This window comes from Halanaerobium saccharolyticum (genome assembly GCF_004362045.1).
In the GTDB taxonomy this organism is placed as follows: Bacteria; Bacillota; Halanaerobiia; order Halanaerobiales; family Halanaerobiaceae; genus Halanaerobium; species Halanaerobium saccharolyticum_C.
In genome coordinates this window covers 41,921-62,946 of sequence record NZ_SNWX01000011.1, presented here as the reverse complement: position 1 = coordinate 62,946, position 21,026 = coordinate 41,921, and the positions used below count along the sequence as shown (strand labels likewise).

23 protein-coding genes and 1 riboswitch are annotated in these 21,026 nt (G+C 33.5%); of the genes, 18 read left to right on the top strand and 5 right to left on the bottom strand.

The features are described from left to right. The first annotated feature begins 1 nt into the window (after position 1). The 4 genes from DFR79_RS08320 (at position 2) to ffh (ending at position 4,301) form a co-directional block, all read left to right on the top strand. Complete coding sequence (locus DFR79_RS08320; protein ID WP_133515050.1) at positions 2-1,165, top strand: thiolase family protein; 1,164 nt, start codon at positions 2-4, stop codon at positions 1,163-1,165. A 9-nt stretch (positions 1,166-1,174) separates the two neighbouring features. Then, on the top strand, positions 1,175-2,533 hold the full coding sequence (locus DFR79_RS08315; protein ID WP_133515049.1) for an AMP-binding protein: 1,359 nt from the start codon (positions 1,175-1,177) through the stop codon (positions 2,531-2,533). A gap of 70 nt (positions 2,534-2,603) precedes the next feature. Next, complete coding sequence (ylxM, locus tag DFR79_RS08310) at positions 2,604-2,948, top strand: YlxM family DNA-binding protein (protein ID WP_133515048.1); 345 nt, start codon at positions 2,604-2,606, stop codon at positions 2,946-2,948. 12 nt (positions 2,949-2,960) lie between these two features. Further along, the gene (gene ffh / locus DFR79_RS08305; protein WP_133515047.1) at positions 2,961-4,301 is read left to right on the top strand and encodes a signal recognition particle protein; all 1,341 of its coding nucleotides are present in this window, start codon (positions 2,961-2,963) and stop codon (positions 4,299-4,301) included. 150 nt (positions 4,302-4,451) lie between these two features. Here ffh and DFR79_RS08300 read toward each other — a convergent pair whose 3' ends face one another. Next, complete coding sequence (locus DFR79_RS08300; RefSeq protein ID WP_133515046.1) at positions 4,452-6,035, bottom strand: transposase; 1,584 nt, start codon at positions 6,033-6,035, stop codon at positions 4,452-4,454. A 191-nt stretch (positions 6,036-6,226) separates the two neighbouring features. Here DFR79_RS08300 and rpsP point away from each other — a divergent pair, with 191 nt between their 5' ends. From rpsP to DFR79_RS08255, 9 genes are all read left to right on the top strand, one after another. After that, a complete protein-coding gene (rpsP, locus tag DFR79_RS08295; RefSeq protein WP_111571245.1) occupies positions 6,227-6,490 on the top strand; it encodes a 30S ribosomal protein S16 in 264 nt (87 codons plus the stop codon). Between the two features lie 19 nt (positions 6,491-6,509). After that, positions 6,510-6,737, top strand: a complete 228-nt coding sequence (locus tag DFR79_RS08290) for a KH domain-containing protein (RefSeq protein WP_133515045.1) — start codon at positions 6,510-6,512, stop codon at positions 6,735-6,737. A 21-nt stretch (positions 6,738-6,758) separates the two neighbouring features. After that, positions 6,759-7,271, top strand: a complete 513-nt coding sequence (rimM, locus tag DFR79_RS08285) for a ribosome maturation factor RimM (protein ID WP_133515044.1) — start codon at positions 6,759-6,761, stop codon at positions 7,269-7,271. An 11-nt stretch (positions 7,272-7,282) separates the two neighbouring features. Beyond that, positions 7,283-8,035, top strand: a complete 753-nt coding sequence (trmD, locus tag DFR79_RS08280) for a tRNA (guanosine(37)-N1)-methyltransferase TrmD (RefSeq protein WP_133515043.1) — start codon at positions 7,283-7,285, stop codon at positions 8,033-8,035. Beyond that, positions 8,028-8,612 (top strand): RNA methyltransferase, encoded by a 585-nt coding sequence (locus DFR79_RS08275; protein WP_133515042.1) that lies wholly within the window; start codon positions 8,028-8,030, stop codon positions 8,610-8,612. The genes trmD and DFR79_RS08275 overlap by 8 nt, the downstream gene beginning before the upstream one ends. A 30-nt stretch (positions 8,613-8,642) precedes the next feature. Further along, complete coding sequence (rplS, locus tag DFR79_RS08270) at positions 8,643-8,996, top strand: 50S ribosomal protein L19 (RefSeq protein WP_133515041.1); 354 nt, start codon at positions 8,643-8,645, stop codon at positions 8,994-8,996. 106 nt (positions 8,997-9,102) lie between these two features. Next, positions 9,103-9,984 (top strand): ribosome biogenesis GTPase YlqF, encoded by an 882-nt coding sequence (gene ylqF / locus DFR79_RS08265; protein WP_133515040.1) that lies wholly within the window; start codon positions 9,103-9,105, stop codon positions 9,982-9,984. Beyond that, positions 9,977-10,786, top strand: a complete 810-nt coding sequence (locus tag DFR79_RS08260; protein WP_133515039.1) for a ribonuclease HII — start codon at positions 9,977-9,979, stop codon at positions 10,784-10,786. The genes ylqF and DFR79_RS08260 overlap by 8 nt, the downstream gene beginning before the upstream one ends. Before the next feature lie 119 nt (positions 10,787-10,905). After that, the gene (locus DFR79_RS08255) at positions 10,906-11,352 is read left to right on the top strand and encodes a QueT transporter family protein (protein ID WP_133515038.1); all 447 of its coding nucleotides are present in this window, start codon (positions 10,906-10,908) and stop codon (positions 11,350-11,352) included. Here DFR79_RS08255 and DFR79_RS08250 read toward each other — a convergent pair. Continuing rightward, a complete protein-coding gene (locus DFR79_RS08250; protein WP_133515037.1) occupies positions 11,335-12,861 on the bottom strand; it encodes a YifB family Mg chelatase-like AAA ATPase in 1,527 nt (508 codons plus the stop codon). The two genes, DFR79_RS08255 and DFR79_RS08250, sit on opposite strands and share 18 nt — an antisense overlap. A gap of 60 nt (positions 12,862-12,921) precedes the next feature. After that, entirely contained in the window at positions 12,922-13,287 is a 366-nt protein-coding gene (locus DFR79_RS08245) for a YraN family protein (protein ID WP_133515036.1), read from the bottom strand. A gap of 227 nt (positions 13,288-13,514) precedes the next feature. Further along, positions 13,515-13,701: riboswitch (cobalamin riboswitch) on the top strand. A gap of 139 nt (positions 13,702-13,840) precedes the next feature. Here DFR79_RS08245 and DFR79_RS08240 point away from each other — a divergent pair. From DFR79_RS08240 to DFR79_RS08220, 5 genes are all read left to right on the top strand, one after another. After that, entirely contained in the window at positions 13,841-15,631 is a 1,791-nt protein-coding gene (locus DFR79_RS08240) for a TonB-dependent receptor plug domain-containing protein (protein WP_133515035.1), read from the top strand. A gap of 28 nt (positions 15,632-15,659) precedes the next feature. Then, on the top strand, positions 15,660-16,730 hold the full coding sequence (locus DFR79_RS08235) for an energy transducer TonB (RefSeq protein WP_166638016.1): 1,071 nt from the start codon (positions 15,660-15,662) through the stop codon (positions 16,728-16,730). A 15-nt stretch (positions 16,731-16,745) separates the two neighbouring features. Further along, a complete protein-coding gene (locus DFR79_RS08230) occupies positions 16,746-17,378 on the top strand; it encodes a MotA/TolQ/ExbB proton channel family protein (protein ID WP_133515033.1) in 633 nt (210 codons plus the stop codon). Then, positions 17,362-17,760, top strand: coding sequence for an ExbD/TolR family protein (locus DFR79_RS08225; protein ID WP_133515032.1), 399 nt, complete (start codon positions 17,362-17,364; stop codon positions 17,758-17,760). Before DFR79_RS08230 ends, DFR79_RS08225 begins: the two co-directional genes overlap by 17 nt. Before the next feature lie 125 nt (positions 17,761-17,885). Next, positions 17,886-18,647: an SIMPL domain-containing protein gene (locus tag DFR79_RS08220; RefSeq protein WP_133515031.1), complete on the top strand. Its 762-nt coding sequence runs from the start codon at positions 17,886-17,888 to the stop codon at positions 18,645-18,647. A gap of 59 nt (positions 18,648-18,706) precedes the next feature. Here the strand turns inward: DFR79_RS08220 and DFR79_RS08215 are convergent, their stop codons facing one another. Together DFR79_RS08215 and DFR79_RS08210 are read right to left on the bottom strand one after the other, a co-directional pair. Further along, on the bottom strand, positions 18,707-19,381 hold the full coding sequence (locus tag DFR79_RS08215; RefSeq protein WP_133515030.1) for a potassium channel family protein: 675 nt from the start codon (positions 19,379-19,381) through the stop codon (positions 18,707-18,709). A gap of 36 nt (positions 19,382-19,417) precedes the next feature. Next, positions 19,418-20,908, bottom strand: coding sequence for a TrkH family potassium uptake protein (locus tag DFR79_RS08210; protein ID WP_133515029.1), 1,491 nt, complete (start codon positions 20,906-20,908; stop codon positions 19,418-19,420). Positions 20,909-21,026: the final 118 nt, after the last annotated feature.

Below are 21,026 nucleotides of genomic sequence, written 5' to 3'. Positions count from 1 at the left end.
AATGGAAAAAGTTTATATTTTAGGTGGTTTGAGGACAGCAATTGGAAAAACTGGTGGTAATTTTAAAAAAATGCTGCCAGAAGATTTAACTGCTGAAGTGCTTAATGCTTTAATAAAAAAATACAGGCTGGAGCCTGCAGAGATTGATCAGGTTATTCTGGGAAATGCTGTTGGTCCGGGAGGCAATATTGCCCGTTTATCGGTTTTAAAGGCTGGCTGGCCGCTTTCTGTCCCAGCAGCTACCATTGATTTTCAGTGTGGTTCAGCTTTAACTTCAGTTAATATGGCAGCTGCCTTAATAATGTCCGGTCAGTCTGAAATCATAGTTGCCGGAGGACTGGAGAGCACCAGTCTTGAAATAAAGAAGAAATTGAATAAAAATGATCCCAGATCTAAAGAAAACAGCGATTTTCTTGCAAGAGCATTTTTTTCACCTGCAGAAATTGGAGATCCTGAAATGGGTATTGGAGCAGAAAATGTAGCTGAATTATATGATAATATTAGTAGAGAAGAAATGGATAGGTGGGCAATTAACAGTCATCAAAAGGCTTTTCGGGCACAAGTTGAAGGAGACTTAGATGATATACTGCTGCCTGTTAAAAATACTAGAAATCAAGTAATTGATAAAGATGAGGGAATAAGAAAAAATATTTCTTATCAGCTTTTAAAAAGATTGAGGCCTGTTTTTAAAGAAGATGGGAAAATTACAGCTGGCAACTCATGTTTAACTCATGATGGAGCTGCTGCTGTTGTTCTTGTTTCAGAGTCTTTTTTAAGAAAAAATAATTTAAAAGCAGAGGCAGAATTCATTATGGGAAGGGCCAGAGGTGTAGACCCAAATCTTTCACCAATGGGACCAGTTCCGGTTGTTAGAGATATTCTTGCCGAAAAAAATCTAAATATTTCTGAGCTTGACGCTGTAGAAATAAATGAGGCTTTTGCAGTAAAAATACTGGCCTGCAGCCAGGAACTTGGTCTGGACCTTGCTAAAGTGAATATTTTAGGAGGAGCTCTGGCCTATGGTCATCCTTATGGAGCTTCTGGTGCTATTATTTTACTTCATTTATTACAGTCTTTAAAAAAGATTAATGGTCAATATGGACTGGCAGCTATGGGAGCTGCAGGAGGACAGGGAGTTGGAACATTAATTAAAAAGATTGGATAAGGAGAATTTATGTTAATTTATGATAAAGTTTTAGAGTATGCAGAGAGAACTCCGGAAAAAATTGCTTTAATTAAGGATAATCAAAAAATCAATTACAGAGAATTGAGTCTAAAGATCAGAAGTATTTCTCTAAATTTATCTCAAAAATTTTCAGCAGGAGATAAAGTGATCATAAAAGCAAATAACCCAACAAATACGCTTCTTTATCTTTACGGAGCTGCCAGAGCCAATTTAGTTAGTATTTTAATTAAAGCTGATTTATCAGATAAGGAAGAGGAAAATATAATAGAAAAAGTGGGACCAGTTTCAATAATAGAAAGTAAGAGAATAACAATAAATGAGAATTTAGAATTGATGGCAGAAAATATTAATATTAAAGCTAATGATCAATTGTTAAAACCTAAAAAAGAGGATATATTTTTAGGTGCTCTCAGTTCTGGAAGTACAGGAGAAACTAAAGTTATCTGGCGAGATCATCAAAGCTGGACCTCTGCCTTTGAGATTCAAAAAGAAATATTTTCTTTCAATGAAAACAGTAAATTATTAATTACAGGATCTGTAGTTTATACTGGTAATTTAAATAATATACTACAACTACTTGCTGCTGGTGGAACTGTTGTTTTTTCTGAGTCAATTTTTCCCAGGCACTGGTTAAAAATTATTGCAGAAAAAGAAATTAATGCACTTTTTATGGTTCCTGCTCATTACCGAATTTTATTAAAAGAAATTACACAATCTATTAATAAGGTTAAAAGCATAGTAACTGCTGGCTCAAAAATGGATTTAGAAACACTTAAAAAACTAAAAACGTTTTTTCCTGAGGCAGAAATATGCGAATTTTATGGAGCAAGTGAATTGAGTTATGTTAGCTGTGCTTATTATGAGGAATTATTAAAAAACAGAGGAACTGTGGGGAGAGCTTTTCCCGGGGTAGATATTGAAATTAAAAATAATGAAGTCTGGGTTAAAAGTCCCTATCTTGCTCCAGACTATCGTCCTCAGGCTTCAGCTAATGATCTGGGTTATTTTGAAGGGCCGTATCTTTACTTATCAGGTCGAAAGGACAATATTATAAATAGAGCTGGAAATAAAATAAATCCTTATAAGCTGGAATCTGTCTTGAAAATTAATAACAAAATTGCCGAAGCAGCTGTATTTGCTGTAGATGATTATTTAAAAGACAAACTTTTAGTTGCTGTAATAGTCAAAACAAATCCTGATTTAAAGATAAAAGAAGTCTATAAATACTGCAGAGAAAATTTAAAAACTGAATATTTACCAGACAAAATCCATTTTATTAAAGAACTGCCAAAAATGAAAAGCGGAAAGTTAGACAGAAAAAAATTAACAGATATTTTGAAATTTTAGCTTGACAAAAGCTCCAAAATATCATATACTAGCACCTGTGTTAAGTAATTTAACTTTACAGGTGGTTTTTATGTTAAAGAAAACTATTAAAATTACAATGTTATTTGATTTTTATGGGTCTATGCTGACAGAAAAACAGCAGCAGATTATTAAAAGTTACTTCTATAATGATCTTTCTCTGGCCGAAATTGCTGATAATATTGGTATCAGCCGGCAGGGTGTTTATGATCATCTGCATAGAAGTGAGGAAAGTCTCGAAAATTATGAGGCTAAGTTAGGTTTGTTAAAAAAGTATAATCGAATAAGAAAAAATATAAATGACTTAGAGAATATGATGGCGGCTAAGGGTCTCTTAGCTGAAGACCAAAATGAAGATTTACGTAAAAAACTGGAATCGATTAAATCGATCCTCTAGAGGAGGTATATTATGATTTTTTCCAATCTGGCTGAAAAACTGCAGGATACCTTTGATAAGTTACGAGGAAAGGGTAAACTGTCAGAAAAAGATGTTAAGGCTGCTCTAAAAGAGGTTAAAATGGCCCTCTTAGAAGCAGATGTTAACTATAAAGTTGTAAAAGACTTTATTTCTAGAATTGAAGATAGAGCTGTTGGTAAGGAAGTGATGGAAAGTTTAACTCCCGGCCAGCATGTTATAAAAATTGTAAACGAAGAAATGCAGAATTTAATGGGGGGCAGTAAAGAAGATATTGCTATCTCACCTGAACCTCCAACAATTATTATGATGGTGGGACTTCAGGGTTCTGGTAAAACTACCAGTGCAGGTAAACTGGCCCGCAAGTTATCAAAAGATGGTAAAAATCCACTTTTGGTTGCGGCAGATGTTTATCGTCCGGCAGCTATTAGACAGCTGCAGGTTCTGGGAGAAAGACTGGATTTACCGGTATTCTCCATGGGTGAAGACAGTAATCCAGTTGATATTGCTAAAGGCAGTATCAATTATGCTTCCACTCATAACTGTGACACGATTATTCTTGATACAGCAGGACGCCTGCATATTGATCAGGAAATGATGGAAGAACTGGAATCAATTAAATCTGAAGTGAGTCCAGATGAAATACTTTTAGTTGTTGATGCAATGACCGGTCAGGATGCTGTTAATGTTGCGAAAAATTTTGATCAGCGCCTTGATATAGATGGAATTGTTTTAACCAAGATGGATGGTGATGCCCGCGGTGGTGCTGCTTTATCAATTAAAGCAATCACAGGGAAGCCAATTAAGTTTGCCGGTACAGGAGAAAAACTTGCTGATTTAGAAACATTTCATCCCGATCGAATGGCTTCGCGTATTTTAGGGATGGGTGATGTTTTAAGTTTAATCGAAAAGGCAGAAAAAAGTATTGACAAAGAGAAGGCAAAAGCCCTGGAAGAAAAACTGCGAAAAAATGAATTTACTTTAGAAGATTTTATGGAGCAGATGGAACAGGTAAGAAATATGGGTCCTATGGAAGATATTTTAGGTATGATACCTGGTCTTGGTGGAGCAAAACAGCTTAAAAATATGCAGGTTGATGATAAACAGCTTGACTATATTGAAGCAATTATTTCTTCAATGACTCCAGAAGAACGCAGAGACCCAGAGGTAATCAATGGTTCCCGCCGCAAAAGAATTGCTCAGGGTAGTGGTACCAGTATTCAGGAAGTAAATCGTCTTCTCAAGCAGTTCAGACAGACTAAAAAAATGATGAAACAATTAAACAATGGTAAAATGAAAAAAGGTGGAGGCTTTAATCTACCATTTTTCAATTAAAATGATTGCACTGCGAAAAGTCTAAAATAATTCAAAAAATAAAAATCTTAAAAATTAAATATTGGTATTAGGACATTTGTCCGGTGATATCTGATGATATCTGAAAAGATATTATCTTAAAAGCATATATTTGACCCTGGAGTGCACCTTTTAGGTGCAGACTTCCTGTTTTGATTCCATTTTCAATGCCCTGACCAGCTGTTTTAAGTTGTAGCCGATCATTTTATACAGACTGCTGCATTTAGCTTTAACCAGTCCTGTTACTTTGAATTTATCAAGACCCTGTGATCTTTTCAGGGCAGAAAAGGTGCCTTCAACTGCAGCTCTTGAATTTTTGATTTCTTGATATTCTTCACCGGCCAGTTTAGCTCTGAGTTTATCTCTGTCATGCCTTGTTTGAGTAAAACGAACAGTCATTGATTTTTTCTGTTCATTAACAGGACACTCTGATCTAAATTCACATTCTTCACAGTCCTCTTTTTCAAACCAGGCCGCATAGGTATCGCTGTTTTCTAGATATTTATCTTTATCTGGTACTTTACCCATAGGACAGGAGATGACTCCCTGCTTTTTAGAAAGAGTAAATCCAGCAGTAGAATATTTGGGGTTGCTACCGGTCAGTTCAGTTGGAATAATTTCAGTATCAGTTTTTGAAGCTGAATTAACAGTATCAGATCCGTAATAAGCTCCATCAACAACAAGTTTATTAACCGGAGCTTTAATATTAATTTCTTCCAGTCTATCATTTAAAAAATTAACATCACTGTTAATGTTGGGTTCTACAGATACATCGATAATCATTTGAACAGAATTATCAGGAGATGCTGTCTCACTAATATTACAGGAGTATCCCTGATGAGATTTCATACCCTTTTTACGAAATGTCGCATCTTCATCATTTGGATTTTGCAGACTTGAAGATTCTATATCAGCATCATCTTTTGCTTTAAGCTGAGAGGCAGTTTCTATTGACTGTTCTTCTACAACTCTGACGAGGTGGTGATAGACTTTAGTATCATTGATACTTTCATCATTTTTGAATAGATCTTTAACAGAATTTAATTTACCGAGAAGATTATTTAATATATCTTCTTTATCATGGTTACTTAAATACTCAGAAAAGTTGTCATCAAGAATCTGAAGAATATTTTTATGAATTCTATTTTTTTGAGAATCGGATAACTCTCTAACAAAATTCTCGAAAACCTTACGCATTAACTGAATCCTGGAAAGATGCTTTATATTAGCCTTTACCATAGTGGAATCCATACGCTGAATATCAGTATCGAGATCTGCAGCTGCAATAAATTCAGCCAGCAGTTCATCAAAAATTTCATCCAAAGGATTTTCACCTGTTTCATTCATGTAGTCAACCAGATTTTCTCTAAAATCATAGATAGTCCTTAAACCAAGTGTTAATTGTCCCGCTCTTTTTAAGCCAACCGCCTTCATAAAGCGGATATCACAGTGAAATGACTCTAAGAGTTCTTTATCACTGATATCAAAAAGATGTTTTAGTATTTCCAGTGAAACGATAATTTTAACAGGAAAGTTTGGCCTACCATTATCTTCAGAATACATGTCGGCAAATTTATATTCATCAATATTATCAAAAATATGTGTTTTAAATTTACCAGCCCAGCCCTGTTCAAGTTCTTCGACCAGACTCTGAGGTAAATTGAAGTCAAAATCACCAAAAGCAACGTTTTCATCTTCTTCAAAGGGTTTAAACACGATTATCACTCCATAGCTTTATGATACTTTAATTATATCATATTTAAGCATGGATGCCCAGGTTTAAAGGCTTTGTTTTAGTAATATTTTTGTAAATTAGGTTCGTTTTAAACTATTTTAGACTTTTCGCAGTGCAATCATTAAAATATAGTTTACAACTTTTATTATCAATGGAGGGAGGTGTTTGATAGATGGCAGTTAAGATTCGTTTAAAAAGAATTGGAAGTAAGCGTAATGCATCATACAGAGTTATTGTTTCTGATTCAAAGAGAGCTCCTCAGGGCTACTTTGTTGAAGAATTAGGTTTTTATGATCCTACAACTGAGCCAGAAACATACAATATTGACGAAGAAAAAGCACTCAAGTGGTTAAATAATGGTGCAAAACCTTCAGATACAGTTAAGACTTTATTAAAAAAGTCAGGTGTTATGGCTAAGTACCACGGTAATGAGTAATTAAAAGGAGGTTTTCTCCATGGAAGAACTGATAAAATTTATTGCCGAATCTATTGTAGACAATCCTTCTGAAGTTTCGGTTAATAGAGTTGAAAATAATAATTCTATTACTGTCGAGCTTTCTGTTGCAGATGAGGATATGGGTAAGGTCATTGGTAAAAGAGGCCGGATAGCAAAAGCTATTAGAACCGTTGTTAATGCTGCAGCAGCAAAAGAAGGAACAAATGTAAAGGTTGATATTAAATAATTTTTCAGGCTGGTGAAATAATTGAGTGATAATTATTTAGAAATTGGAGTAATAACTCGTTTTCAGGGGAATAAAGGTGAGGTTAGAGTTAAAGCCACAACTGATATCCCTGAGCGCTTTTTAGATATTGATACTGTTTATCTAAAAAGAGATGACGATTTTAAAGAGCTGGAAATTGAATATATTCGATTCCACAAACAATTTATAATAATTAAGTTTTTTGCTGTTAATTCTATTGATGAAGCAGAGGAACTTAAAAATTATCAGATCTTAATTGATGAGTCTGAAAAATATTTACTTCCAGAAGACAACTTTTATGTCAGTGATCTGATAGACTGTGAGGTTTATTTAGAATCTGGCAGATATCTGGGAAAATTAATAGATGTAGTTGATACTTCAGGCACAGATATTTTTCTGGTTCAGGGCCAGGAAAAAGAATATATGCTGCCTGCCAGTCGTGATATGATTTTAGAAATTGATCTTGAGAACCAAAAAATTATTGTAGACCCAATTCCGGGAATCTTAGATCTTTAGGAGCTGAATTTATGTTTTTTGATATTTTAACTCTTTTTCCCGAAATGTTTGAGGGACCTTTTAGTGAGAGTATTTTAAAAATAGCCAGAGAAAAAGATTTGATAGATATTAAAACAGTTAACATCCGTGATTTTGCTGATGATAAACATCATACAACAGATGAACCTCCATATGGTGGAGGAGCTGGAATGGTGATGAAGGCTGAACCGATCTTTAAGGCCTGGCAGCATACTCAAAATAAAAGAGGCACTGAATCAAAAACAATTCTGATGAGTCCTCAGGGTGAGGAATTAACTCAGGATTTAGTAAAAGATTTGAGTCAGGAACAAGGTTTAACAATAATTTGTGGTCGTTATGAAGGTGTGGATGAGCGAGTAAGAGATACTATTGTAGATCAGGAAATTTCTATTGGTGATTATGTACTTACCGGTGGAGAATTACCAGCAATGGTGCTTGTTGACTCAATATCCAGACTCTTAAGTGGTGTTCTGGGTGCTGAAGACTCTTCTAAAAAAGACTCATTTTATAATGGTCTTTTAGAACATCCTCATTATACCAGACCCCAGAAATATAATGGTCTTAAAGTTCCTGATGTTTTACTTAGCGGTAATCATCAGTTAATTGAACGCTGGCGAAAAAAAGAGTCTTTAAGAAGGACTTTTTTAAGAAGAAAAGATCTGCTGGAAGATAAAAAACTTAGTGATCAAGAAAAAGAATTACTTAAAGAAATAAAGCTGGAACTAAAGGGTGAAGTTGATGAGTAAAATTGAGGCAGATGTTTATCTTGGATTAGTCCATAATCCTATCTATAATAAACTGGGCGAAGTTATTACAACAACTGTAACAAATTATGATTTACATGATATAGCAAGAGCTGCAAAGACCTATGATATTAAAAAATACTATATAATAAATAATTTAAAATCACAGCAGGAATTAGTAGAGAGAGTAAGGGATTACTGGACAGGTGGTAGGGGTGCAGATTATGTTTATAATCGGCATCAGGCCTTTTCTGTACTTGAAATCGCCTCTGAATTAGAGGAAGTTAAAAGTAAAATAGAAGAAGAGACCGGTCAAAAACCACTGTTAATAGCTACTGATGCCCGCGAATATCCAAATACTATATCTTATAAAAATATGCGAAAAGAATTGCAGCAAATCGATCGTCCCTTTTTGATTATCTATGGAACAGGTTATGGATTGACCAAAGAGATGATTGCAGACTGTGATTATATGCTCTATCCAATCTGGGGTAGAGGAGATTTTAATCATCTGTCAGTTAGAAGTGCTGCTTCAATAATTATGGACCGTTTGTTATCTGATCCCTGGTGGGAAGCATAAATTTAAATTTTTTTGAGAGGAGGTTTATAGATGAACATTATCAATGAAATAGAAAAAGAACAAATTCGTGATGATATTCCCGAGTTTGCTGTTGGAGATACATTAGATCTTAAGGTTTTAATTTCCGAAGGTGGAAAAGAAAGACTGCAGCCATTTAGAGGTGTTGTAATTAGAAGAAATGGTGGTGGTTTAAGCGAAACCTTCACTATTCGTAAAATTGCTCACGGTGTAGGTGTGGAAAGAACTTTCCCACTACATACTTCAAAGTTAGATACAATTACTGTAGTACGCCGTGGTGATGTGAGAAGATCTCGCCTTTATTATCTGCGGGATAGAAGAGGTAAGGCTTCCAGAATTAAAGAGAAAAGAGAAGAAAGAAAATAATTATTTGATTTTAAGGTGGGGACTTTCTCCACCTTTTTTCAATATTTAAATATATTATTATTTAAATAAAATATGATCCAGAAAAAAGTTTTAAGGAGTTTTTATAATGATACAGTGGTATCCCGGCCATATGGCCAAAGCAAAGAGAATATTAAAGGAAGACTTAAAATTAGTCGATATTGTAATTGAGGTTGCTGATGCAAGAGTGCCCTTAAGCAGTCAGAATCCTGATCTCAGAAAATTAATTAATGAGCAGGTCAAGGTGACTGTTTTAAACAAAAAAGATCTGGCTGACCCGAAATATAATAAAAAGTGGATAAGCTACTTTGAAAATGAAACAGATGAGGATGCAGTGCTGCTCAATTCTCTGACTGGAGAGGGAGTTAGTGAATTGAAAAGTATTTTAAACAATACTTATGATCAGATTGCTGCTAAACTGGCTAAAAAAGGAAGAAACCCCCGTCGACTGCGGGCAATGATTATTGGTATTCCCAATGTTGGTAAATCTGCTCTGATTAATCTGCTAGCCGGTTCTAATATCACTACTATTGGTAATAAACCAGGAGTAACCAGAGGCAGACAGTGGGTTAATGTAAGTAAAAAGATAAGATTGCTTGATACACCGGGAATTTTATGGCCTAAATTTTCGAATGAAGATATGGCCTATAAATTAGCATTAACAGGTGCTGTTGATAATGATATTTTTGATTTTGAACTTGCTGCCTATAAATTAATCCAATTTATATTAAATATTGATGAGAAAATTTTGCTAGTTGCTTATGACCTTGATTTCTTAGAAGCCCATCCGTATGATATCCTTGCTGATATTGGTCGTAAAAGAGGCTGCTTGATGACAGGTGGCAGGGTAGATCGCAACCGGGCAGCGGGAATAATAATCAATGATTTTCGTGATGGTAAGCTGGGTGAAATAACTCTGGAAAAACCAGCAGAGGCAGCTAAATTAAAGGTGGAAAATCAAGATGAATAAGAACTTAAACTTACCGAATTTTTCTCAGCTGACTATTAAAGAAGTTAAGTCATTTACTTCTGAGCTGGAAATAGATAAGCAGCTGCCGGCGATAATTAAAATTTTAAATCAGGACTCACGTAAGGGTGTTCAAAAAATCGCAGCCCGACTGGAGCGGAAAATTACAAAAAAGAAAGCTGTGATAGAAAAGTGGAATAAAATGAATGAAGTTGAAGCTGAGCTGCAGGCAAATGGTTATCAGATGATAGTTGGTCTGGATGAAGCAGGTAGAGGTCCTCTGGCTGGACCTGTAGTAGCTGCTGCTGTTGTGCTGAATCCTGAAGTTAAAATTTATGGCCTTGACGATTCTAAAAAACTATCGCGTCAGAAAAGAGAAAACTTATTTGCTCAAATTCAAGCAAAGGCAAAGGTAGGAGTCGGTCAGGCTTCAAGTGGTGAAATAGATAAATATAATATCCGGGAAGCTACTTTTGTCGCCATGAAAAGAGCAGTTAAAGATTTATTGCCTGAATTAGAAAGTAATCCAGATATTTTACTGGTTGATGGTAATGCCGTTATTCCGGATTTAACTGTTGAACAAAGATCAATAATTGATGGAGATGCGGATGTTAATGCTATTGCTGCAGCTTCTATAATTGCTAAAGTAACAAGAGATAATATTATTTTTAAATATGCTGAAAAATTTCCTCAATATAATTTTAAGTCAAATAAAGGATATGGAACTGCAGAGCATATAGCGGCTCTGGAAAAGCATGGTTCCTCTCCAATTCACCGCAAATCATTTGGCAGAGTTCCAGAATGACTATAGCTTTTTCTGAAAGATAATTCAATTTAAGTTTGAAATTCCAAAAATCAATTTATTGAACAGTTTTGTTTCATTTAAAATTTACCCCTTATATGATTAAGAAAGGAGAATAGAAAATGGATACAAAAAAATTAGCCAGAGGTGCTGCAATTACTGCCTTATATGTTGTTATTACATATTTTCTGGCTCCTGTAAGTTTTGGCCCAATTCAATTTAGAGCTGCAGAAGCACTGACGGTTCTTCCAATATTATTTCCAGAAGCCATACCGGCTTTATTTTTAGGTGTACTGCTGGCTAATATTATAGGTGGACTGGGTTTAGTAGATATTGTTGGCGGTAGTCTGGTTACTTTATTAGCTGCCTATGTGACATATAAAAATCGGGATAATATTTTAGCTTATTTAAGTCCAATTTTGTTCAATGCTTTTTTAATCAGTATTTATCTGCATGTTTTATTTGGTCTTCCGTACTGGTTAAGCGTTATTCAAATTGGATTAAGTGAAGCAGCAGTTGTTTTAATCCTGGGTGTACCCTTAATTAAATATCTAAAGAAGCATTTCTGATTTTTCTGCATACCAGCGAAAGTCCACTGCTTCTATTAAGTCAGATTTTTTAATCTGAGGGTTATTATTTAAATCAGCAATTGTCCGGGCAACCCGCATCAGCCTAATATAACCTCTGACACTTAATTGAAGACGTTGATAGGTCTGACTAAGGACTTTATCGCTGTTGCTACCCAGCTGACAGTATTTTTCTATATCTTTTAACTGCAGTTCAGAATTATTTTTGATTTTCGCATTTTGGTACCTTTCAGCCTGCATTTTGCGGGCTTTTTTTATCTGTTCACTATAGTTAACATTTTTAGCTGTAGATTCCTTTAATAATATTTCATCTTTTTTTAAAGGCAAAACCTCAATCTGCAGATCAATTCTATCTTTTAAAGGTCCCGATAGTTTTTGCTGGTAACGAACAATATCTCGCTCCGAACACTTACATTTCCTATCTTGAACACCTGCAAAACCACAGGGGCAGGGATTCATTGCGGCCAGAAATTGAAAATTTGCCGGAAAATAATAACTACCCTGCTGACGAACAATTTTAATTTTTTTTCTTTCCAGAGGCTCTCTCAAATTTGCCAGGACACTATTTTTAAATTCCGGCAGTTCATCTAAAAAAAGTACACCGTTATGGGCCAGAGATATTTCTCCAGGCACGGGTATCTGACCTCCTCCAATTAAAGCAGCAGAAGTAATCGAGTGATGAGGAGCCACAAAGGGTCGATATTTCATTTTAAGATTTAGTTCTTCTAAATTATTATTGATACTGTAAATTGAAGCAGTCTCCAGTAATTCTTTTTTATTTAAAGGTGCCAGCAGTTTAACTATCGACTCTGCCAGTACTGTTTTACCACAACCCGGGGGGCCAATCAATAGGAGGTTGTGACCTCCGGCGGCTGCAGTTACTAGTGCTTTTTTTGCATTTTTTTGACCTCTAATTTCGCTGAGATCTGGATAATTCAAAGCTGCTTGTTTATTAAAGTTAAAATTATTACTGACTGCCGCAGTGCTATTTTCTAAATTATCAAGTTCCCTTAAATGTTTTATTAAATATGAATTTAAATTTTTTACTAAATAGGATTCTTTTTGATTAGCAGCCGGCAGTACGGCTTCCAGATAATTATTTTCTCCAGCTGCCAGCAGCATGGAGAGAACTCCTTTTACATGATTGAGGTTACCATTTAAATTTAATTCTCCGGCAAAAAATCTTTTGTTTTTATTCTTAATCTTAATTTGCCCGGAACATTCGAGTAAGACAGCTGCAATTGCAAGATCAAAATGAGAACCATATTTATTAATATTACCTGGAGCCAGATTTACAGTGATTTTTTTAACTGGCCATTCAAAGCCAGAATTTATGATAGCTGATCGAACTCTTTTCGCCGATTCTCGAACAGTTTTTCCTGCCAGTCCAACAATATTAAAACCTGGTAAACCTCTGGAGATATCTACTTCTACCTTCACCATTTCTGCTTTTACTCCATGTATAACAGCTGAGTACAAATATGAATACATTTTATTCTCCTTTCAGACTTATAATTAGTAGTTATCAAATTTAAAGTACTATAACAAAATTTAATTAATGATATTTTTAAAATGCTTAAGCTTATCTATTTTTCTGGCAGCAGGATCAATTTTTAGGGCAATTAAGTCAAAGCGAATTGAGCTCAGATGAATATTTTTTTCAGCAAAATAGAAGATAGCAGCCCGACGCAGATGATGAATCTGTTTGTAATAGAGAGAGTGGGCCAGCTCGATATAATTTTCGGAACTTCTACTTTTTACTTCAATGAAAATAGTGTAATTATTTTTGGCTGCAATAATGTCTATTTCTCCAAATTTATTTCTGTAATTTCGTTCTACAATATAATAACCTTCTTTTCGTAGATATTTTGCTGCAATTTCCTCCCCGATTTCCCCAATCTTATTGTGCAGCGCCATTTAAAAAACCTCCTTTTTAGTATATATTATATAATTATGTAAATAAATAGAAACTACTGCATATTTTTTAAATTTTATTCTGAAATTTATAATTTATCTTTTGATATCCGGTTTAGTTATTTTGTTAGATAAAATTTAACAATATTCAAAAGAAAATTATTTTTGTTTAAAACAAATAAAATAGAGGATTTTAAACAAATTTCACGAAATTAAATATTAGAAAAGAAAATAATGTTCTCTTTTTAGGTGCTTCTATATATTAGAAGATAATAGGGAATCAGGTGAAATTCCTGAACGGGTCCGCCACTGTTAATCAGTAGGCCGATTAATTACCACTCACTCATCAATGGCGCTGGGGAAGGTAAATCGGTAGAGCTGTATAGTCAGGAGACCTGCCTAAAAAGATGACAGCCATCTTCGAGACAGGAATGGTTGTGGGCTATTTATGCGTCTTTAGACACCCTCAATTGATACCTGGGTGTCTTTTTATATTTTATAGCCTTATTTTGTCTTAGGTGGCTGTGAGCAGACAAAACACAAGGAGGAATTTTAAATGTTAAAAAAAGTAGTTTTAGTCATGCTTACAGCACTTTTGATTTTTGTGGTGCCGGTAAGTGGGGAGGAAGAAGTTATGGAACTGGATGAGCTTGTTGTAACAGCGAGCCGCTATCAGGAAAGTATTATGGAGACCCCGGTAAGTATTGAGGTTATTGATCAGGAGGAGATAGAGGAGAGTGGAGCTCAGAATGTGGCAGAGTTAATTGCTTCTGTGCCAGGAGTTAAAATTACCAATTATGGAGGGCCAGCTGGTAGTAAAACCATAAGTATTAGAGGAAGTGATTCTAATCAGGTCTTAATTTTAATAGATGGACAATCAATTAACACTAAAATGATTGGAGATGTTGATTTAGGACAGATTTTGCTTTCTAATCTAAAAAAAGTTGAGGTTTTAAAAGGACCCGCTTCTGCAGTATATGGTGCAAATGCCCTCGGTGGTGTTGTTAACATTATAACTAAAAAAGGTTCTGATATAGAAGGACTAAATTTAGAGTTTGGAATGGGATCTTTTGCGACTTATAAAACGGCACTAAATTATGGTATTACACTTGCTAATTCAGAAGTAATGATAACTGCAGAAACATTAAATTCGGATGGGTTTAGAAATGATCCTGATAATAGTGGAGTAGATCAATATAATTTTTCAACAAAAATAAATTATTACCTAAATCAAAATGATGAATTTATTTTTGATATAATCTCTAATAATTCTGATAAAGAAATCCCGGGTTCAGTAAATATGCAATCTCCAAATGCTAATCAGGAAGATAAAATGGAAAACTATAGATTAACTTATAAAAAAAATGAGGAAAATTATGATCTTAGAACTTCTATTTATTATAATAATCAGGAAACTAATTATAACAATCCTGATGTTTATGTTAATAATACTCATTTAAAAGAAAAAATTGGTTTTGAGTTAAATAATACTTTATATTATGAAAATAATACTTTAACTTATGGTCTTGAAGTTACTAATGATGAATTAGATAGTTCGCAGCTTCCAGAGATTTATGATGCTACTAATAAAGCTATCTTTTTAGAAAATAGTTATACTAAACTTGAGAATTTAAAAATAAATATTGGAATTAGATATGATAATAATGAAGATTATGGTTCAGAAACTAATCCAAGAATTAGCTTGTTATATAGAGTAAATAATAATAATAATCTATTTTTTTCATATGGAGAAGCTTATCGTGCTCCAACCTTTGATGAATTGTATTGGGACGAATTATGGTTAGAGGGTAACCCAAATTTAGTACCTGAAAAATCTAAGAATTATGAAATAGGTATTAAAAGTGAGCTAAACAATAGTAAAATGGAAGCTGTATTATTTAAAAGTGAGCTAGAAAATGAAATTGTTGGTTATCCAAATCCTGTTTACAAAAATATTAAAGAATCAGAAACAGATGGACTAGAATTAAATTTAAGTAAAAATATAACTGATAATTTAACTTTAGGCTATAGTCATACTTATCTGGACAGTAGAAATGTCAAAACTAACGAATTATTAAAAGATCAATATTATAACGATGTGTCTTTAAGTTATAGACCAGACAATTATAAATTAATATTTAAGGGGAGTCATGTTGGAGGAAGACTTGATGATTTAGACAATTATACAGTTTTTGATTTAAACTTTATAAAAAATATAAAGTTGATAAAAAGAAATTATAAACTCAAATTAACGGTTAATAATTTATTTGACCAGGATTATCAGGTAGTTGAAGATTACCCAATGCCCGGCCGCAACTTTATGCTTAATTTAAGTACTGAATTTTAAATAGAAATCAAAGGAAAGGATGATGATTATGAAGCAAAAAAAAATAATATATTTTATAGCTTTTCTCTTATCATTATCCTTTATTTTTTGGCTGGAAGCCAGTTCTTTAAAACTTTTGACAGAAGATATAAAACCTCTCAGAAGGGAAGAGGTTAAAATAGAACTATTATCTGTTTCTAAAAATTTATCAGAAGAGAATGAGGAACCTGAAACAGAAGAAAAAAAACAAACTGAAACAGCAGTAAAAACACAAAAATCTCAAGAAAAGCAGGAAGAGGATAATTTGAAAAAGATAAATGAAATAAATGAGGAAGTAGATAATAATAGCTTAGAAAAAGAGAGGAAAGCGATTACACCAGAAAAAAATAAGTCTAATGTGAAAGAAAAATCTGAGACTAAGGATCAAAAAGAACTGAATACAGAAGAAACAAATAAATTGGAAAAAGATCAGGATAAGCCACCAGCCTGGTTAAAAAATACAGAATCTGAAAACAAAAAAGATAATTCAAAAAATAAAAATCTGAAAGCCAGAGATGAAGAAAATAAAAAAGATAAATTTGATTTAGAAAAATATCTGGCTGAATTGAAAAAAGAAGATGAAAAAAATAAGGAGTCTCAAACTGAAAGTAAGCAGAATTTAGAACAGATAAATTTAAATAAAAATACAACCAGTGAAACTAAAAAAACAAAAATGGCTGAAACTATCAAAGAAAACCAGAGCATAGAGAAAGTAGAAATAAATAATAGCAATAATTCTGAGGCTGAGGAAAATAATCAAAAAATCAAGGAGAATAAAGTATATGATTTAAGAAATGGTGATTTCGGTTCAATCCAAAAACCTGGTATTAAAAATTACGCTAAGCCAGAATACCCTTCTAATTTAAGAAGAAGAAACATTGAAGGTGAAGTTATAGTCTCCTTAAGAGTAGATGAGGAGGGTCAGGTTCAAAATTTAAAAATTTACAAGAGTTCAGGTTATGATTCCTTTGATCAGTCAGCTTTGAATGCAATTTCTAACTGGAAATTTAAAGCTGCAGAAAAAGATGGTAATCAGGTTGCAGTAATTGTTAATCTTCCCATTCGCTTTAAGTTAAACTAAATGGAGGTATAAATTATGATTACAGAATTTATTGACACAGCAGGTATTGCTGCTTATCCACTGCTTTTAGCTGCATTTTTAATGATTTTTATAGTTTTTGAGAGAAGCATTATATTTCTTGTGAAATATAGAAGAATAAATAAAGATAAATATTTAAAGGGAATTATTAATTTTGATCCCGCTAATAAGCAGAATAATATTTTAAAAGATGAAAAAGGTATTGCCGCAGATATTTATCACAGTTTGTTAGCAAAAAATCCTAAAAATAGAGAAGAATTCAATTTGTATCTGGATGCAGAAGAGGTGGATAAACTACCTGAACTGGAAAAGCACTTAGGCTTTCTAAATTTTATTGCTCAGGTTTCACCAACTTTAGGTCTGCTGGGGACAGTCAGCGGTATGATTAAAACTTTTCAGGTTTTAAGTGTAGGAGGCAGTCCTGAGCAGATGGCCCTTGGTATTTCTGAAGCTCTATTTACAACTGCGGCCGGTTTAATTATTTCCCTGCCTGCTGCAGCTTTTTATCATTATTTTTACTCAAAAATAGAAAAACTTCACAATCAGATGAATAATCTGAGGCTGGAAATTGAAAGCAGGCTCTTTAGAGAAGAAATCAAGGGACTGAAAAATAATGAAATATCAGCCTAAAAAAAAGGATTCCACCTTAAATCTGGCCCCGATGATTGACATAGTATTTTTGCTTTTGATTTTCTTTTTAGTATCTTCCAGCTTACAGGGAGAGGAAGCACTATATAATATTACAGTTCCTGACAGCAGTATCGGTCAGAGTTCAACCCAGGAGGAGATAAATATTTTTTTAGATCAAAATAACAAAATATATTTTGATGGTAAAAGATATAATAGTCAAAATATTGCTGAGCTTTTTACTATCATAAATAGTGAAGAAAATAAAAAAGTTAAAATTTATTCGGATAGAAAAAGTGATTTTGAATCGGTTATATTTTTAGTTGAAGAATTCAAAAGTCAAGGATATCAAAATATTTCATTTGCCCTGAGGCAGAAAAATTAAATATTAATTTCTCAATTAATAAAATAAAAAAGGATTTTTTCAATCTTATTAGAATTATATATTTAGAGCTTAATTATTAATCTTAAATAAAAGAAATTTAATAAAAGCAAAAGGAGGGGATTTTGATGAATAAAAATTTAGGAATGTTTTTAGTTTTTATAGCTTTAATTTTATTATCTGTTTTAGTGGTAAATGGTTTGTATTTTAATGTTCCGGCTTTAGAAACAGCAGAGAGAGAAGTTCCAGCAGAGGTGAGTGAAGATTATATTACTGCTAATTTAAGTATCAGTCAGCAGGAGGAATATGACCCTAATATTGTTGATGTAGTGCTCGGTTTTGAAAACGAAAATACCGAACAGGCAGCAGCAGTGGAAGAAAATAATAGGATTGTAAGTAGGTTAATGACAATTTTGGAAGAGGCAGAGCTTCAAAATATAGAAACTCAGGGTTTTAGAGTTTATCCTCAGACTAGAACTAATGAACAAACTGGAGAGAGAGTTACTTATTACACGGTTAGTAATCAGATAAAGTTTACTTCTACTAATTTGGCTGAATTACCAGTCTTATTGGGCCGATTACTGGAGGCAGGTGCCAATAGAGTGGTTAATATCAACTATCGTCTGGAAAGCAGCAAACAGGCTTTAGAAGAAGTTACAGCTCAGGCTTTAAGCTCACTTAGAGATAGAGCTGCTTTTCTGGCTGAAAATCTGGATAAGGAAAATTACAGAATTAAAAAAATTAATTTTGGAAACCAGAATATTTATGGTAGTGATGCCCTAAAAACTATGACTAGAACTGCGGAAACTGGAGATTTTACGAAAGTTCCGCTGGCAGAACAAAAAGTTAATATCAGTGTTTCTCTATCAGCAGAAATAGAATTATATTAATTATAAAGCTAAAAAAGCTGAGCGTAGATAAAATACGCTCAGCCTTTTTTTGTACTTATTTATTCATTATTAAGTAAAAAGTTGGCTGCTCTTTCCATATCATCTTTAGAGGCTACCAGAAAGACCTGATTACCGGCAAAAATTTCTCTATTTCCCCTGGGAACAATATATCTATCCTGTTTTTTATCAAATATTCCTGCAATTACACAGTTTTCGGGGAAGTTTTTTTGACTTACAATCTCTGAGATTTTCATCCCAGAAATCCTCGAATCAGCTGGAATGGTTAAAATTGAAACCTCAGCTTTGCCATCACCAAGAGACGCCACTTTCCGGACATCAGGTTCTTCAATATCTGTAATAAAGCGGTCGACAATTAACTCCATAGTAGCAGCAATATTTGTTGCCCCTGCCATCTGATAGGCGTTTTCGTATTCCGGTTCTCTCATTCTTACCAGAATCTTTTCTACCCCAAAGTTTTTAGAAAGCAGAGAAAAAGATAAATTATCTGCGTCATCTCTCATTACTGCGATTGCAACATCACATTTTTCGATGCCGGCTTCTTTTAAAATATCAATTCTGGTTGCACTCCCCAGAACAGTTACTGCACCATAACGGCTGTATATTTTTTCAGCAACATTTTGATCTTTTTCTATTACAATTACATCATGTTTTTGAACTAAACTTTTTGTTAAGTTTCTTCCTGCAATACCTCCACCAGCAATAATTATATACATTTCTATACCTCCATTATTAGAGCTTAAACTTATTCTTTATTCTTCCCAGGCTTTTTTAGTAAATAAAATTATAATCGGCAGAATTTCTAATCTTCCAGCCAGCATTCCAATGATATAAGTCATTTTAATAACGGGGGAGAGAGAGGCCATTTTTTCTACAGAAAAGAAAAATGGACCTATATTTCCCATAGCTGAAAACATTCCTGAAAATGCCTGCCAGCCGTTAAGATCAGAAAAAATAGAAGTAATTATACCTCCAATTATAATTAAAAATAGCCAGAAAGAAAATAAGCCTGTTAATTTATTTATTTCATCACTATCTATGATACTCTTATCAAGTGTAACGGGTAAAACAGCATGATTAGGTAAATATATTTTTTTAACTTCTCGATTAAACAACCCCCCCAAAATATTCAAACGCATTACCTTAATTCCACCAGAAGTTGACCCTACACTACCGCCGATCAGCATAAACACTATAAATATCTGTCTGGCAGCAGCTGGAAAAAAGCTGGAATTAATATTATGGGTTCCAAATCCTGTGGTAGTAAGGATAGAAGTAACCTGAAAAATTGTTTTGCGAAAAATTTCTTCAGCCCCAAAATTACCAGCTGTATTTAAAACTATAATTAAAACACTAATAAAAATTGTTGAATATAAAATTAATCTAATAAAAGTTTTTAGTTCACTATTCTTTTTAATACTTTCGTAATCTTTAGTAAAAAATCTATAGTGAAGTAAAAAGTTTGCACCCCCAAGAAACATAAAAAAAGTTATTACATATTCAATCAGAATATAATTTGAATAACCACTAGCTGCATAATGAGCAATACTTGCATCATAATGCGAAAAACCACCGGTTGATAAAGTGGTAAAACTATGAGTTAAAGCATCGAAAACAGAAAGGCCAAGGAAAATTAAGATAATACTCTCCAACAGCATAAAACCTAAATAAATCATCCAGAGTATTTTTACAGTTTTAAATACATTCGGTACTGGCCTGGAAACATTAATTTTATGGCTTTCTGCACTAAAAAGCTGCCAGGTTTCGCCTTTGGCCCTGGTCGAGATCAACAGAAAAAAAGTTAAAATTCCAAGTCCACCTAAAAGCTGCATTAAACTTCTCCAGAAAATTATTGACTTGGGCATCGAATCCAGGCCAGTAAAGACAGTGATTCCAGTAGTAGTAAAGCCACTAACTGCTTCAAAAAAAGAATCAATAAAAGACTTTTCTATTCCAATTATAAAAGGAAGAGCACCTAAAACAGAAACAATGATCCAGCCTGCAGCACACAATAGCATAGCAGTTGTTAAGTCTATGTATATGTTCTCGGGATCAGTGGGCAGTTTTAAAATGGTTCCTGTAATTAGAGAAATAATAATTGTATAGTAAAATGCCTGATAAATATTATTTCCATCCTGATAGATAAAGGCAAGAACTAAGGGAATTACTATAATAAAACCCATGATAAATGCCAGTATACTTAAAAAATAGAGGATTGTATTATATTTGGTAGATTTGAGCAATAAATTTACCTCCTTAGTTGTTAAAAATAATTTATTATAAATAACTTCTATTAATTACATATTCAAGAACGAACTATCATTTCCTTTATTAGCCATAAAATTCAAGGGAATAATGTTT

Excerpts from the sequence above, each read along its gene's own strand:
- DFR79_RS08250 (WP_133515037.1), bottom strand. The coding sequence starts at position 12,861 with ATGTATTCATATTTGTACTCAGCTGTTATACATGGAGTAAAAGCAGAA.
- DFR79_RS08215 (WP_133515030.1), bottom strand. The coding sequence starts at position 19,381 with ATGTATATAATTATTGCTGGTGGAGGTATTGCAGGAAGAAACTTAACA.
- trmD (WP_133515043.1), top strand. The coding sequence starts at position 7,283 with ATGTTTTTTGATATTTTAACTCTTTTTCCCGAAATGTTTGAGGGACCT.
- DFR79_RS08290 (WP_133515045.1), top strand. The coding sequence starts at position 6,510 with ATGGAAGAACTGATAAAATTTATTGCCGAATCTATTGTAGACAATCCT.
- DFR79_RS08320 (WP_133515050.1), top strand. The coding sequence starts at position 2 with ATGGAAAAAGTTTATATTTTAGGTGGTTTGAGGACAGCAATTGGAAAA.
- ffh (WP_133515047.1), top strand. The coding sequence starts at position 2,961 with ATGATTTTTTCCAATCTGGCTGAAAAACTGCAGGATACCTTTGATAAG.
- DFR79_RS08260 (WP_133515039.1), top strand. The coding sequence starts at position 9,977 with ATGAATAAGAACTTAAACTTACCGAATTTTTCTCAGCTGACTATTAAA.
- DFR79_RS08315 (WP_133515049.1), top strand. The coding sequence starts at position 1,175 with ATGTTAATTTATGATAAAGTTTTAGAGTATGCAGAGAGAACTCCGGAA.
- ylqF (WP_133515040.1), top strand. The coding sequence starts at position 9,103 with ATGATACAGTGGTATCCCGGCCATATGGCCAAAGCAAAGAGAATATTA.
- DFR79_RS08235 (WP_166638016.1), top strand. The coding sequence starts at position 15,660 with ATGAAGCAAAAAAAAATAATATATTTTATAGCTTTTCTCTTATCATTA.
- DFR79_RS08225 (WP_133515032.1), top strand. The coding sequence starts at position 17,362 with ATGAAATATCAGCCTAAAAAAAAGGATTCCACCTTAAATCTGGCCCCG.
- ylxM (WP_133515048.1), top strand. The coding sequence starts at position 2,604 with ATGTTAAAGAAAACTATTAAAATTACAATGTTATTTGATTTTTATGGG.
- DFR79_RS08255 (WP_133515038.1), top strand. The coding sequence starts at position 10,906 with ATGGATACAAAAAAATTAGCCAGAGGTGCTGCAATTACTGCCTTATAT.
- DFR79_RS08245 (WP_133515036.1), bottom strand. The coding sequence starts at position 13,287 with ATGGCGCTGCACAATAAGATTGGGGAAATCGGGGAGGAAATTGCAGCA.
- DFR79_RS08230 (WP_133515033.1), top strand. The coding sequence starts at position 16,746 with ATGATTACAGAATTTATTGACACAGCAGGTATTGCTGCTTATCCACTG.
- DFR79_RS08220 (WP_133515031.1), top strand. The coding sequence starts at position 17,886 with ATGAATAAAAATTTAGGAATGTTTTTAGTTTTTATAGCTTTAATTTTA.
- DFR79_RS08240 (WP_133515035.1), top strand. The coding sequence starts at position 13,841 with ATGTTAAAAAAAGTAGTTTTAGTCATGCTTACAGCACTTTTGATTTTT.
- DFR79_RS08275 (WP_133515042.1), top strand. The coding sequence starts at position 8,028 with ATGAGTAAAATTGAGGCAGATGTTTATCTTGGATTAGTCCATAATCCT.
- rplS (WP_133515041.1), top strand. The coding sequence starts at position 8,643 with ATGAACATTATCAATGAAATAGAAAAAGAACAAATTCGTGATGATATT.
- rpsP (WP_111571245.1), top strand. The coding sequence starts at position 6,227 with ATGGCAGTTAAGATTCGTTTAAAAAGAATTGGAAGTAAGCGTAATGCA.